Source organism: Streptomyces sp. NPDC003456 (assembly GCF_042878735.1).
Lineage (GTDB): Bacteria > Actinomycetota > Actinomycetes > Streptomycetales > Streptomycetaceae > Streptomyces.
The window spans coordinates 32,818-45,157 of record NZ_JBIAOK010000007.1 but is presented as its reverse complement, the minus strand read 5'-3'; the positions used below and the strand labels follow the sequence as shown (position 1 = coordinate 45,157).

Here is a 12,340-nt window from a genome sequence, read left to right as displayed (position 1 = left end):
GTCACCCTCCTGCGAACGGCGGGAGCACCTCGACCGTGCCGCCGTCGGCCAGCCGTACCGTCTCGTGCCCGCGGGTGCCCACGGGGTCGCCGTCCACGAGGAACGAGCAGCGCAGCAGGACGCGCTCCAGCTCCCCGGGGTGGCGCTCGCGCGCGCCGGCCAGCGCCTCGGCGAGCGTGGCGGCCTCGAACGGCTCCTCGGCCACCCCGGCCGCGGCCTTGGCGGCGGCCCAGTAGCGCACCGTGACCTTTGGCATCTGCTTCCTCAATCGCACAGTCGCAGCGGACTCACATCGACATTCGCACGGGTCCACCCGACGGTGAACCCCGTCAGGCTAGCCCGACCGCCGGACCGCCCAGGTCGCGATGCGGTCCAGCAGCTCCTCGCCCGCCGCGTGCTCGGCGTGCCCCATGCCGGGCTCCAGCCACAGTTCGCCCTGGTCACCGGCTGCCGCGGCGAGCATGCGGGGGTGGTCGAGGGGGAAGTAGCCGTCGGCGTCGCCGTGCACGATCAGCAGGGGCGTGGGCGCGATCTTCGGCACCGCCTCCACGGGCGACAGCGGCACGGGGTCCCAGTCGCGGTGGTGGATGCGGGTGCGGAACCCGTAGCGGCTCACCACGCGGCCCTCGGGGCGGGTCACCAGCCAGTGCAGCCGCCGCATCGGGGCGGTCCCCCGGTAGTACCAGCGGGCCGGCGCGCTCACGGCGACCACCGCGGCGCTCTCGCCGGGGTGCAGCGCCGCGTGCCGCAGCACCACCGAGCCGCCCATGGAGAACCCGACCGTCACGATGCGGCGGTAGCCCAGCTCCCCCGCCCAGCGCACCGCGGCCGCGAGGTCCAGCACCTCCCGGTCCCCGACCGTGGAGCGCCCGCCGGAGGCGCCGTGCCCCCGGAAGGAGAAGGTGACCACCGCCCCGTACCGCGCGAGGACCCCGGCCACCCGCCGCAGGTGCGGCCGGTCCACGGCCCCGGTGAAGCCGTGCGCGACGACGAACACGAGGTGGCCGGAAGGCGTCCCGCAGGCGTCGGCCGCGGCGGCGCCCGGCTCGTGGAGGGCGTCGATCGTCACCCCGTCGGCCGTCCGCAGAAACGTCCGCGACGACACGCGAACGGGCGTTCCCGCAGGCGTCTCGGGATGCGGACGATCGGTGGAACGCGCCACATGACCTGCCGGACCAGAGCTCATGTGGGCTATTCTGCTGGGCGAAGGACTCGGGCAGCGTTGCCCCCGGGTCCTTTTGTGCTTTCGGAAGCGTTGTATACGACGCGGGAAACCGCGGGTGTACGGGGCCTTCGGGATCGCAGAGCCCGTGCTGTGCCAACCAGCGTCCTCGCAGGGACCGAGGAGGAACCAGACGTATGAGTTCTCTGCTGCTCCTGACCAACGCCCTCCAGCCGTCGACGGAGGTGCTCCCCGCACTCGGCCTGCTCCTGCACAACGTGCGGGTGGCCCCCGCGGAGGGCCCCGCCCTCGTCGACACCCCCGGTGCCGACGTCATCCTCGTCGACGGCCGCCGGGACCTCCCCCAGGTGCGCAGCCTGTGTCAGCTGCTGCGCTCCACCGGGCCGGGCTGCCCGCTGGTCCTGGTCGTCACCGAGGGCGGTCTCGCCGCCGTCACGGCCGACTGGGGCATCGACGACGTCCTGCTCGACACCGCCGGGCCCGCGGAGGTCGAGGCGCGGCTGCGGCTGGCCATGGGGCGGCAGCAGATCGTCGGCGACGACTCCCCCATGGAGATCCGCAACGGCGACCTGTCGGTGGACGAGGCGACCTACTCCGCCAAGCTCAAGGGACGGGTCCTGGACCTGACCTTCAAGGAGTTCGAGCTGCTGAAGTACCTCGCGCAGCACCCGGGCCGGGTCTTCACCCGCGCCCAGCTGCTGCAGGAGGTCTGGGGCTACGACTACTTCGGCGGCACCCGCACGGTCGACGTGCACGTACGGCGGCTGCGCGCCAAGCTCGGCCCCGAGCACGAGTCGCTGATCGGCACCGTGCGGAACGTGGGTTATCGATTCGTTACGCCGGAGAAGCCGGAGAAGATGGAGCGGGCCGCCGAGGAGGCGAAGGCCAAGGCCGCCGCCGCGAAGCCGGACACAACGGACGAGTCGGCCGCCCTGGACGCCGCGGAGGCGCGCGCCCGGGCATGACGGGCGCATCCCGCCGCCGGCCCGGTCCCCGCCCGCGCGGGGACGTCGCCCGGACGGCGGTCGGGATGTCGTACGGAGCCTCCTTCACGCCCTGCCCGGAGCGGGTATATCCGCGTAGACTCCGCGCGTGGCCAAGGTGACTCGGGATGATGTGGCGCGGCTGGCAGGGACCTCCACTGCCGTGGTCAGCTACGTCATCAACAACGGACCCCGGCCGGTCGCCCCGGCCACGCGCGAGCGCGTCCTCGCCGCGATCAAGGAACTGGGGTACCGGCCCGACCGGGTGGCCCAGGCGATGGCGTCCCGGCGCACCGACCTCATAGGCCTGATCATCCCCGACGCCCGCCAGCCCTTCTTCGGGGAGATGGCGCACGCGGTCGAGCAGGCCGCCTCCGAGCGCGGGAAGATGGTCCTCGTCGGCAACACGGACTACGTGGCCGAGCGCGAGGTCCACTACCTGCGGGCCTTCCTGGGCATGCGGGTGTCCGGGCTCATCCTCGTCAGCCACGCGCTCAACGACCTGGCCGCCGCCGAGATCGACGCCTGGGACGCCCGGGTGGTGCTGCTGCACGAACGCCCCGAGGCCATCGACGACGTCGCCGTCACCACGGACGACCTCGGGGGCGCCGAGCTGGCCGTCCGGCACCTGCTGGAGCACGGCTACCCGTACGTCGCCTGCATGGGCGGCATAGCCGAGACGCCCGCGGTCGGCGACCCGGTCTCCGACCACGTGGAGGGCTGGCGCCGCGCGATGGACGACGCCGGCATCCCCACCGAGGGCCGGCTCTTCGAGGCCCTGTACAACCGCTACGACGCCTACCAGGCCGCCCTGAAGATCCTCTCCGGCCCCGACCGCCCGCCGGCGATCTTCTGCTCCACCGACGACCAGGCGATCGGCCTGCTGCGCGCGGCGCGCGAACTGCGCATCGACGTGCCGGGCGAGCTGGCGGTGGCGGGCTTCGACGACATCAAGGAGGCGGCGCTGACCGACCCGCCCCTGACCACGATCGCCTCGGACCGGCCGGCGATGGCCCGGGCCGCGGTGGACCTCGTCCTCGACGACGGGCTGCGGGTGGCGGGCTCCCGGCGCGAGCGCCTGAAGGTCTTCCCGTCACGGCTGGTCGTCCGCCGGTCCTGCGGCTGCGCCTAGGGTCTGTCGCCTCCGGGGCGTCTTTATATCGGGCATACGCACTTCTGTCGGGCTTCTCAGCGAGCCCTCAGGAAGCTCTCATGGTCGGGCGACACGCTCGATGCCATGACCGAGAGCTTCCACCGCAGTGGCGAGTACCCGAACCCCTACGAGGGTCAGCAGCAGGCCCCGGTGAACCCCGAGTGGCCGCCCCCGCCGGCGTACGCCCCGGCGCACGCCCCGCAGAAGCGCACCCGCGGGCCCCTGGCCCTGCTCGCCGCCGTGGCGATCGTCGCGGCCGCGATAGGCGGCGGCACGGCTTACGGCATCCAGGAGCTGGCCGGCACCGACACGGTCGCCTCCAGCTCCACCAGCACCACCGTGGTGCCCTCCAGCCAGAAGGGCACGGTCGCCGGGGTCGCCAAGGCGGTCAGCCCCAGCATCGTCGAGATCAGCGCCGACTCCGGCGCAGGGTCCTCCACCGGCTCCGGGGTGATCATCAGCAGCGGCGGCGAGATCGTCACCAACAACCACGTCGTCTCCGGCGCCTCGAAGATCCAGGTGACGACCAGCGACGGCAGGACGTACTCCGCGAAGATCGTCGGCACCGACAGCAAGAAGGACCTGGCGCTGATCGACGTGCAGGACGGCTCCGGCTTCAAGGCCGCCACGCTCGGCGACTCGGCCGGCGTGCAGGTCGGCGACCAGGTCGTGGCGATCGGCTCGCCCGAGGGGCTGTCCGGCACGGTGACCAGCGGCATCATCTCGGCCCTCGACCGCGACGTCACGGTCCCGACCGACGAGGCGCAGCAGCAGCCTCAGCAGGGCGACGGCCAGTGGCCCTTCGAGTTCGGCGGACGCCAGTTCAACGGCGACACCGGCAGCGACACGACGACCTACAAGGCGCTCCAGACCGACGCGTCCCTCAACCCGGGCAACTCCGGCGGCGCGCTGATCGACATGAACGGCAACATCATCGGCATCAACTCCGCGATGTACTCGCCCACCAGCCATGCCTCCTCGTCCTCCGACGCGGGCAGCGTCGGCCTCGGCTTCGCCATTCCGATCGACACGGTCAAGGCCGACCTCGCGAAGCTGCGGTCCGGCTCGACGGAGTAGTCCCCGCCGGACGGAGGGCGCCCGGCACCGCGCCGTGTCGTGCGACGCTGAGAACGTCAGAGCACCCCCGTCCCCCACCACACCCGAGGACCGCCCGCCCATGAGCCCCGCAGACGGCGACCGTGACACCCAGCGCATCCTGATCGTCGACGACGAGCCGGCCGTGCGCGAAGCGCTCCAGCGCAGCCTGGCCTTCGAGGGGTACGGCACGCAGGTGGCGGTCGACGGCGCGGACGCCCTGGAGAAGGCCGCGGCCTACCGCCCCGACCTCGTCGTCCTCGACATCCAGATGCCGCGCATGGACGGACTGACCGCCGCGCGCCGCATCCGCGCCGCGGGCGACACGACCCCGATCCTGATGCTCACCGCCCGCGACACGGTCGGCGACCGCGTCACCGGCCTCGACGCCGGCGCCGACGACTACCTGGTCAAGCCGTTCGAACTGGACGAGCTGTTCGCCCGGATCCGCGCCCTGCTGCGCCGCAGTTCCTACGCGGCGGCCGTGGGCGCGGCCGGTCCGGCCGACGAGGACGTGCTGGCCTTCGCCGACCTGCGGATGGACCTCGCCACACGCGAGGTCACCCGGGGCGGACGCCACGTGGAGCTGACCCGCACGGAGTTCACGCTCCTGGAGATGTTCATGGCCCACCCGCGCCAGGTCCTCACCCGCGAGCAGATCCTCAAGGCCGTCTGGGGCTTCGACTTCGAGCCGTCCTCGAACTCCCTCGACGTCTACGTCATGTACCTGCGCCGCAAGACTGAGGCGGGCGGCGAGCCGCGCCTGGTCCACACGGTGCGCGGGGTCGGCTACGTCCTGCGCCAGGGCGGCGCCGAGTGAGCAGGCTCGTCCGCCGCTTCCGCGCCCTGCCGATCCGCTCGCGCCTGGCGCTGCTGGTGGCGGCGGCCGTGGCGTTCGCGGTGGCGGCGGTCTCGGTGACCTGCTGGTTCATCGTGCAGGGGAAGCTGTACGACGAGATCGACGAGGACCTGAAGTCGTCGGTGGGGCCGGTGCGCCCGGACGAGTTCCGGGACCTCGTGGCCGCCTGCCCCCAGACCCCCTCCGACGCACTCGGCGTGGGATCGCGGCCCAAGAGCTACGGGCAGCTAGTCGGGGCCGACGGCAAGGTGTGCCTCTTCCCCAGCTCCACGGCCCAGGTACAGGTCAGCGGCGTCGACAAGAGCGTGGCCAAGGCCCCCGACCCGAACGTGCCGCACTTCCGGGACGGCACCGACACCGACGGCGCCAAGCTGCGCGTCATGACCACGGCGCTCGTCGTCAAGGACGACTCCCTGCCGCCGGGCGTGGCCGCGAACCACTCCCTGGTCGTCGCCCTGCCGCTGAAGGGCACCCAGTCCACGCTCAACGAGCTGGCGCTGATCCTGCTGCTGGTGTCGGGTGTGGGCGTGCTCGGCGCCGGAGCGGCCGGGCTGGCCGTCGCCCGGGCCGGGCTGCGGCCCGTCGACAAGCTGACCGAGGCCGTCGAGCAGGTGGCCCGCACGGAGGACCTGAACGTCCGCATCCCCGTCGAGGACGACAGCGAGGACGAGATCGCCCGCCTGTCCCACTCCTTCAACTCGATGACCTCGGCGCTGGCCAGCTCCCGGGACCTCCAGCAGCAGCTGATCGCGGACGCCGGCCACGAACTGCGCACCCCCCTCACCTCGCTGCGCACCAACATCGAACTGCTCACCCGCAGCGAGGAGACCGGCCGCCCCCTCCCCGAGGCCGACCGCAAGGCGCTCCTGGCGTCGGTGAAGGCCCAGATGACGGAACTGGCCGCGCTCATCGGCGACTTGCAGGAACTGTCCCGCCCGGACACCGGCCAGCACTCCGGCCGGACCCAGATCGTCGCCTGGCACGACACGGTCGAGTCCGCGCTGCGGCGGGCCCGGCTGCGGGGCCCGGACCTGACGATCACGGCGGACGTCGAGCCCTGGTTCGTCCGTGCGGAGCCGTCCGCTCTCGAACGGGCGGTGGTCAACATCCTCGACAACGCGGTGAAGTTCAGCCCCGAGGGCGGCACGATCGACGTACGGCTGTCCGACGGCACCCTCACGGTCCGCGACCACGGCCCGGGCATCCCCGCCGACGAACTCCCCCACGTCTTCGACCGCTTCTGGCGCTCCCCGAGCGCCCGGTCCCTGCCGGGCTCGGGCCTCGGTCTGTCGATCGTGGCCCGCACGGTGCAGCAGGCGGGCGGCGAGGTGTCGTTGTCCCCGGCGGAGGGTGGAGGCACGGTGGCCACGGTCCGGCTGCCGGGCGCGACGGTGCCTCCGCCGTCGGACCTCCCTACCGGCTGACGTACGCCACGAACGACGCCCAGGGGCTCGCGCCGAACTCGAGAACGGGCCCGTCGGGGAGTTCGCTGACGCGTCGGTGGAGGCCGAGCATGCCCCCCGAGAGGGTCGCCGCTCCTCCTGCTACGACCCCACGGACAGCCCCGAGCCCGACACCCGCACCCGGATGCCGTCCTTCTCCACGCGTACTTCCCGCAGCCGTACGTCCCCCCGCTCCGGTTCCGGCAGTTCGAACGCCAGGGACAGCCGCTCGGCCAGAGCGGGGCGGGTCAGGCCGGTCAGCGCGTCGAGCAGCTCCGGGTCGAGGCCGAGCCGGCGCAGCACCCGCGGGTGGTCCAGGGCGAGGTCGAGGAGGTTCAGGCGCTGGGCCTGGCGGGCGAAGCGCGGCGAGCCGGTCAGCTCGGTGAGTCTGCCGTCGTCGGCCAGGGCCTCCCGCACGGTCGCCCCGGGCACCCCGAGCCGCTGCACGATCGCGGGGACGGACAGCAGCGCCTTGGCCTTGCGGGTCTGACGGGCCAGGTCGGCGCTGCCTTGGGGCGTGAGGTGCAGGCCCTGCGCGGGACCGGTGCCGGGACGGTAGGTGGCGAGGCCGCCGAGGTCCAGGCGCAGGGCGCCGATCTCGGTGGCGATGCCGCGCTCGCCCTGGCGCCGGATCCGGGCCTCGGCGTGCAGCCGCAGGTCGTGGCCGGCGACCGGCAGGACGCCCTCGGCGCGCACGCGGTCGCGGCCCCGGCCGGTGAAGGTGACCTGGGAGGAACCCAGTTCGCGGTTGAGGTCGGTGAAGGAGAGCTGCACCTCCCCGTCGAAGCGGGGGACGCCGGCACCGCGCACGGAGGTCAGGCCGTCGGTGTCCAGCCGGATGTCGTGGGCCGTGGCGGACACCTTCGCCAGGGAGACGCGGTCGGCGGCGACGTCCGGGACGGTCACCGTCACCGACTCCAGCCGCTCGGCGGTGACTTGGGTGAGGAAGGGGAAGCCGCCGATCTCCACCTCGGGCGCGGCGGCCAGGCCGAGGCGGTCCTTGACGGTGTCGGCGGCGCGGTGCTCGGCGTAGAGGAGGGCCCAGCGGTCGGCGAGGGCGGCGAAGGCCGCGAGGACGACCAGGCCGGCCACCGCCTTGACGGCGAGGGGCAGTCCGGCGAAGCGATGCTTCCGCCGCCGCCGGCCGCCCCGCCGGTGGTCCGGCGGGGCCCAGGCGTCCTCGGCGCCCTCCTCGGGCGCCTCGGGCAGGAACTCCTCCAGAGGGATGACCTCCAGAGGCCCGTCGTCGAGGGCGGCGAGCTCCTCGTACGGGTTCGGCCGGGGATGCGCGGCTGCGTGGTGGGGGGTACGCATCGAGTCATCCGACCATGCGCACCTGCCCCACCCGCAACCCGAACTCCGGGTGTGCGACCTACTTCACGATCGTGATCCGGTCGGCCTTCGGCGGCGCGATCGGGCTGCCCGCCGAGGAGTTGGCCGTCAGGTACTGCTCCAGGGCGGTCAGGTCGTCGGCGCCGACGACGTCGTTCGTGCCCTGGCCCAGCGTCGGGAAGCCGTCGCCGCCGCCCGCGAGGAAGCTGTTCGTCGCGACGCGGTAGGTGGCCGCCGGGTCGATGGCCGCGCCGTTCAGCTTGATGCTGTCGGTAACCACCCGGTCGGCACCGGACTTGGTGAGGTCCAGCGTGTACGTCAGACCGGAGGAGACCTGGAGGATCTTCGGCGCGGCCGCGTTCGGGCCGGACACCTGCTCCTTCAGCGCCTGGATCACCTGTGCGCCCGTGAAGTCCTGCAGGTTCACGGTGTTGGCGAACGGCTGGACCGTGAAGCCCTCGGCGTAGGTGACGACACCGTCGCCCTCGGCGCCCTTGGCCGCGTAGGTCAGCGGGGCGCGGATACCGCCCGGGTTCATCAGCGCCAGGTCGGTCTCCGGGTCGAGCTGCCTGCCGTGGGCGAGCTGGGCGTCGGCGATGAGGTCGCCGAGCGGGGACTCGGTGCCGGTGTTGCCGATGTCGCCGGAGATCCAGCCGATCGGCCGGTTGCCGATGGGCGCGGCCAGCGTGTTCCACTTGCCGATCAGCTCGGTCATGTCGGGCGCCTTGGGGACATCCCGGGTGACCACGCGGTTGGCGGACTTGACGGCCGTACGGGCGATGTCGCCCGTCCTGCGGTCGTAGGTCAGCGTCGTGTCGGTGTAGAGGCGGCCGAAGGAGGCGGCCGAGGTGACCATGCGGGGCTTGCCCGCCGGGTCGGCGATGCTGCACACGTACGCGTTGTGGGTGTGGCCGGTGACCAGCGCGTCCACCTGCGGCGTGACGTTCTTGGCGATGTCGACGATCGGCCCGGAGATGCCGTCGCCCGCACCCGGGGAGTCGCAGTCGTAGTTGTACGACGTCGACGCCGGGAAGCCGCCCTCGTGGATGAGCGCGACGATCGACTTCACGCCCTGCTTCTGCAGCACCTTGGCGTACTTGTTGATGGTCTCGGTCTCGTCCTTGAAGGACAGGCCCTTGACGCCCTCGGCGGAGACGATGTCCGGGGTGCCCTCCAGGGTCACGCCGATGAAGCCGACCTTGACGCCGTTCTTCTTCCACACCCAGTAGGGCTTGAGGATCGGCTTCCTGGTCTTCTCGTCGAGCACGTTGGCCGCGAGGTAGGGGAAGTCGGCGCCCTCGAACTCCTCGTCCGTGTAGCAGCCGTCCTTCGGGTGGCAGCCGCCCTTCTGCAGGCGGCCCAGCTCCTTGGCGCCCTCGTCGAACTCGTGGTTGCCGACGGAGGTGACGTCGAGGTCGAGCTTGTTCAGCGCCTCGATGGTCGGCTCGTCGTGGAAGAGCCCGGAGATCAGCGGGGAGGCGCCGACCATGTCGCCGCCCGCGGCGGTGATGGAGTACTTCTCGCCCTCGCGCGCCTGGCGCAGGTGCGTGGCGAGGTACTCGACGCCGCCCGCGTCGATGGTCTTTGTCGTGCCGTCCGGCTGCTTCTCGGTGACGCGGCCGGAGGAACCGGCCGGCGGCTCCAGGTTGCCGTGCAGGTCGTTGAAGGACAGCAGCTGCACGTCCTGGTAGCGGCCGTGCCCGTGGTCCCCCGTGCCGTGGTCCTCACCGGCGCTCGCGGAGCCGGGCAGCGCCGCGGCGGCCAGCGCGCCGACGGTGACGACACCGGCGGTGAGCGCGAGGAAACGGTTCGTACGGCGTTTCCGGCGCTCCGGATGCGCCGGTGAAGTGGCTGGCATTCGCCCCCCTGTGGGTCTGCGGTGACAGTGATGTCGTCGCGCGCAGCCTAAAGTCAACGCGCGTAGCGCGACAGGCCTTTCATGGTTACGAGTGGGTTGCTTCTTTGCCGCCGTTTGCCGGTGGTGCCCCGTACCCTCGTACGCATGACCAGCGACGACACCGTACGGCCAGGCCACCCCCGCTCGATCGAGACCCTCGCCGCACTCTCCCCCGAGCAGACCGAGGCCGTGCTCGGACTGCTCGACGAGGCGGCCCGGACCGACGGTCAGCAGGCGGTGTCCGAACAGGGCCGGCTGCAACTGCGGGGCGGGGAGCGCGAGGGCGTGTCCCATCTGCTGCTCACCGTGAGCGGGCAGCTTGTCGGATATGCCCAGTTGGAGGACACCGACGAGGTGGAGCCGCCCGCCGCCGAGCTGGTGGTGCACCCCGGCCATCGCGGGCACGGGCACGGGCGGGCCCTCGGCTCGGCCCTGCTGGCCGCCTCCGGGAAGCGGCTGAGGGTGTGGGCGCACGGCGGGCACTCCGCCGCCCGGCACCTCGCCCAGGTCCTCGGCCTCACCCTCTTCCGCGAACTGCGCCAGATGCGCCGCCCCTTGGCCGGCTTCGACGCCCCGGAGCCGGTGCTGCCCGAGGGCGTCACCGTGCGCACCTTCGAGCCCGGCCGGGACGACGCGGCCTGGCTCGCCGTCAACGCCGCGGCCTTCGCCCACCATCCGGAGCAGGGCTCCCTCACCCAGCGCGACCTGGACGACCGCAAGGCCGAGCCGTGGTTCGACCCGGCGGGCTTCTTCCTCGCCTTCCAGGGCGACGAACTCGTCGGCTTCCACTGGACGAAGGTGCACGCCCGCGAGGACCTCGGCGAGGTCTACGTGCTCGGCGTCGCCCCGGGCGCCCAGGGCGGCGGACTCGGCAAGTCCCTCACCACCATCGGCCTGCGCCACCTGGCGCAGCGGGGCCTGCCCACAGCGATGCTGTACGTCGACGCCGACAACAAGGCGGCGGTGACGGTGTACGAACGCCTGGGCTTCGCCACGCACGAGGTGGACCTGATGTACCGGACGGAGACCTGAGCCGTGCCCGAGCCACCCGGCCTCCGCTTCGGCCCGGCCGGTGAGGTCCGGCCCTGGTCCGGAGGGCGCCCGACCGGTGCCCGGGAGCTGTGGTGGCAGGACGAGGACGCCTGGGGCCCGCGGCCGCCGGTGGCCGGGTACGAGCACCGGTGGCCGGGCACGGGCACCGGTCGACGGTGGACCGGGTGGCCGCCGCGCCCGGGACGGGCCGGCTGCTGCCGGGGGCCGCGGAGCGCCCTACGGCCGGGACGCGGGCCGGATCCCGGTGCGGCTGGACCGCCGGGCGGCCGGCGCCCGGCTCAACGCCGGCTGCCAGGAGGCCGGTTGCCGGATCGCGGGCCGCAAGGAGGGCAAGCCGCAGCCGGGCGGGGTGCCCAGGCCCTTCACGCTGAGGGAGAAGCGGGGCCCGTAGGCGTGTGCCGGGCCCAGGCCGGGCGCCAGGTCTCTCCCTCCGGCGGGAGGGGGCGCGTCGCCGTGAGGTGGTCCTGGAGCGCGGTCAGACCGGGGTGCCGGTCGTCCGTGCGCCGCAGCAGGGAGTGCGGGTAGACCGGGACCGGGTCACGCAGCGGCACCAGCCGCAGGTCGTGACCGGCCGGCCAGACGTGCGGGGTGCGTTCGCTGAGGACGGTCGCCACGGTCGGGGAGGCGGCGACCGTGTCGAGCAGGGCCTCCAGACCGAAGTTGGGCCCGACGGTGTCGACGGCCGGCCCGAACTCCGCGGCGAACGCCTCGTAGTAGGCGTGCCACTCGGTCCCCGGCACGTTCCCCGGCATCCAGAGGCGGTGCCCGGACAGTTGCGCGGGGCTCACCCAGGGGGCCCGGGCGAAGGCGTGCCCGGGGCCGACGCACAGGTGCAGCGGCTCGTCCAGGACGGGGACGGCCGTCACGCCGTCGGGGAGCCGTTGCCCGGGCATGGTGACGGCCCGGAAGGTGGCGTCCACGGCCCCGTCCCGCACCGCCGCCATCGCCGTGTCCGCGTCGAACAGCGTGACGACGTCCAGCGCGATCTCCGGACGGGCCCGGTGGAAGCCCTGCACGAGCCCGCCGACGGCGCTGCGGCGCCCCACCACGTCCACGCGCAGCGCCCGGCCCCCGGGCCGCACGGCGGCGGCGGCCCGCTCCTCCGCCCGCAGCAGGACCCGGGCGTGCGGCAGCAGGGCCTGCCCGTCGATGGTCGGCTCCGCGCCCCGCGGCGTACGCACCAGCAGCCGCACCCCGAGGTCCTTCTCCAGCGCGGCGATCCGCTTGGAGACGGCCTGCTGGGTGAGCCCCAGATCGACGGCGGCCCGCTGGAACTGCCCGGAATCGGCGATGGCGACGAACGCCCGGACGGCTTTGAGATCCACACCGGGAGCCTAGCGGCA

General features: G+C 73.1%; 11 protein-coding genes. 6 read left to right on the top strand and 5 right to left on the bottom strand.

The genetic code is table 11. The features are described from left to right. Nucleotide 1: 1 nt before the first annotated feature. Both ACFYWG_RS27565 and ACFYWG_RS27560 read right to left on the bottom strand, forming a co-directional pair. Nucleotides 2-256 (bottom strand): MoaD/ThiS family protein, encoded by a 255-nt coding sequence (locus ACFYWG_RS27565; RefSeq protein WP_383501421.1) that lies wholly within the window; start codon nt 254-256, stop codon nt 2-4. Nucleotides 257-334: 78 nt separating this feature from the next. Continuing rightward, the gene (locus ACFYWG_RS27560) at nt 335-1,186 is read right to left on the bottom strand and encodes an alpha/beta hydrolase (protein WP_389204016.1); all 852 of its coding nucleotides are present in this window, start codon (nt 1,184-1,186) and stop codon (nt 335-337) included. A gap of 173 nt (nt 1,187-1,359) precedes the next feature. Here ACFYWG_RS27560 and ACFYWG_RS27555 point away from each other — a divergent pair, with 173 nt between their 5' ends. The 5 genes from ACFYWG_RS27555 (at nt 1,360) to ACFYWG_RS27535 (ending at nt 6,697) form a co-directional block, all read left to right on the top strand. Beyond that, complete coding sequence (locus tag ACFYWG_RS27555) at nt 1,360-2,148, top strand: response regulator transcription factor (RefSeq protein WP_376330629.1); 789 nt, start codon at nt 1,360-1,362, stop codon at nt 2,146-2,148. 127 nt (nt 2,149-2,275) lie between these two features. Continuing rightward, complete coding sequence (locus tag ACFYWG_RS27550; protein ID WP_376330628.1) at nt 2,276-3,298, top strand: LacI family DNA-binding transcriptional regulator; 1,023 nt, start codon at nt 2,276-2,278, stop codon at nt 3,296-3,298. 105 nt (nt 3,299-3,403) lie between these two features. Then, nucleotides 3,404-4,396 carry a S1C family serine protease gene (locus tag ACFYWG_RS27545; protein WP_389204015.1) on the top strand — a complete coding sequence of 331 codons (993 nt, stop codon included), beginning with the start codon at nt 3,404-3,406 and terminating at the stop codon, nt 4,394-4,396. Nucleotides 4,397-4,496: 100 nt separating this feature from the next. Continuing rightward, nucleotides 4,497-5,234, top strand: a complete 738-nt coding sequence (locus ACFYWG_RS27540) for a response regulator transcription factor (RefSeq protein WP_383501410.1) — start codon at nt 4,497-4,499, stop codon at nt 5,232-5,234. Then, a complete protein-coding gene (locus ACFYWG_RS27535) occupies nt 5,231-6,697 on the top strand; it encodes a sensor histidine kinase (RefSeq protein ID WP_389204014.1) in 1,467 nt (488 codons plus the stop codon). The genes ACFYWG_RS27540 and ACFYWG_RS27535 overlap by 4 nt, the downstream gene beginning before the upstream one ends. 120 nt (nt 6,698-6,817) lie before the next feature. Here ACFYWG_RS27535 and ACFYWG_RS27530 read toward each other — a convergent pair whose 3' ends face one another. Both ACFYWG_RS27530 and ACFYWG_RS27525 read right to left on the bottom strand, forming a co-directional pair. Then, complete coding sequence (locus ACFYWG_RS27530; RefSeq protein ID WP_389204013.1) at nt 6,818-8,029, bottom strand: DUF2993 domain-containing protein; 1,212 nt, start codon at nt 8,027-8,029, stop codon at nt 6,818-6,820. Between the two features lie 58 nt (nt 8,030-8,087). Further along, nucleotides 8,088-9,905 (bottom strand): bifunctional metallophosphatase/5'-nucleotidase, encoded by a 1,818-nt coding sequence (locus ACFYWG_RS27525; RefSeq protein WP_389204012.1) that lies wholly within the window; start codon nt 9,903-9,905, stop codon nt 8,088-8,090. A 144-nt stretch (nt 9,906-10,049) separates the two neighbouring features. Here ACFYWG_RS27525 and mshD point away from each other — a divergent pair, with 144 nt between their 5' ends. Next, nucleotides 10,050-10,976: a mycothiol synthase gene (gene mshD, locus ACFYWG_RS27520; RefSeq protein ID WP_389204011.1), complete on the top strand. Its 927-nt coding sequence runs from the start codon at nt 10,050-10,052 to the stop codon at nt 10,974-10,976. A gap of 383 nt (nt 10,977-11,359) precedes the next feature. On the opposite strand, the gene ACFYWG_RS27515 is transcribed toward mshD, so the two are convergent. Continuing rightward, nucleotides 11,360-12,322, bottom strand: a complete 963-nt coding sequence (locus ACFYWG_RS27515) for a LysR family transcriptional regulator (RefSeq protein ID WP_383501393.1) — start codon at nt 12,320-12,322, stop codon at nt 11,360-11,362. Nucleotides 12,323-12,340 lie beyond the last annotated feature (18 nt).

What these genes read in the sequence shown, in the direction of transcription:
- ACFYWG_RS27540 (WP_383501410.1), top strand. Translation starts at nt 4,497, where the DNA reads ATGAGCCCCGCAGACGGCGACCGTGACACCCAGCGCATCCTGATCGTC.
- ACFYWG_RS27560 (WP_389204016.1), bottom strand. Translation starts at nt 1,186, where the DNA reads ATGAGCTCTGGTCCGGCAGGTCATGTGGCGCGTTCCACCGATCGTCCG.
- ACFYWG_RS27545 (WP_389204015.1), top strand. Translation starts at nt 3,404, where the DNA reads ATGACCGAGAGCTTCCACCGCAGTGGCGAGTACCCGAACCCCTACGAG.
- mshD (WP_389204011.1), top strand. Translation starts at nt 10,050, where the DNA reads ATGACCAGCGACGACACCGTACGGCCAGGCCACCCCCGCTCGATCGAG.
- ACFYWG_RS27525 (WP_389204012.1), bottom strand. Translation starts at nt 9,905, where the DNA reads ATGCCAGCCACTTCACCGGCGCATCCGGAGCGCCGGAAACGCCGTACG.
- ACFYWG_RS27565 (WP_383501421.1), bottom strand. Translation starts at nt 256, where the DNA reads ATGCCAAAGGTCACGGTGCGCTACTGGGCCGCCGCCAAGGCCGCGGCC.
- ACFYWG_RS27555 (WP_376330629.1), top strand. Translation starts at nt 1,360, where the DNA reads ATGAGTTCTCTGCTGCTCCTGACCAACGCCCTCCAGCCGTCGACGGAG.
- ACFYWG_RS27530 (WP_389204013.1), bottom strand. Translation starts at nt 8,029, where the DNA reads ATGCGTACCCCCCACCACGCAGCCGCGCATCCCCGGCCGAACCCGTAC.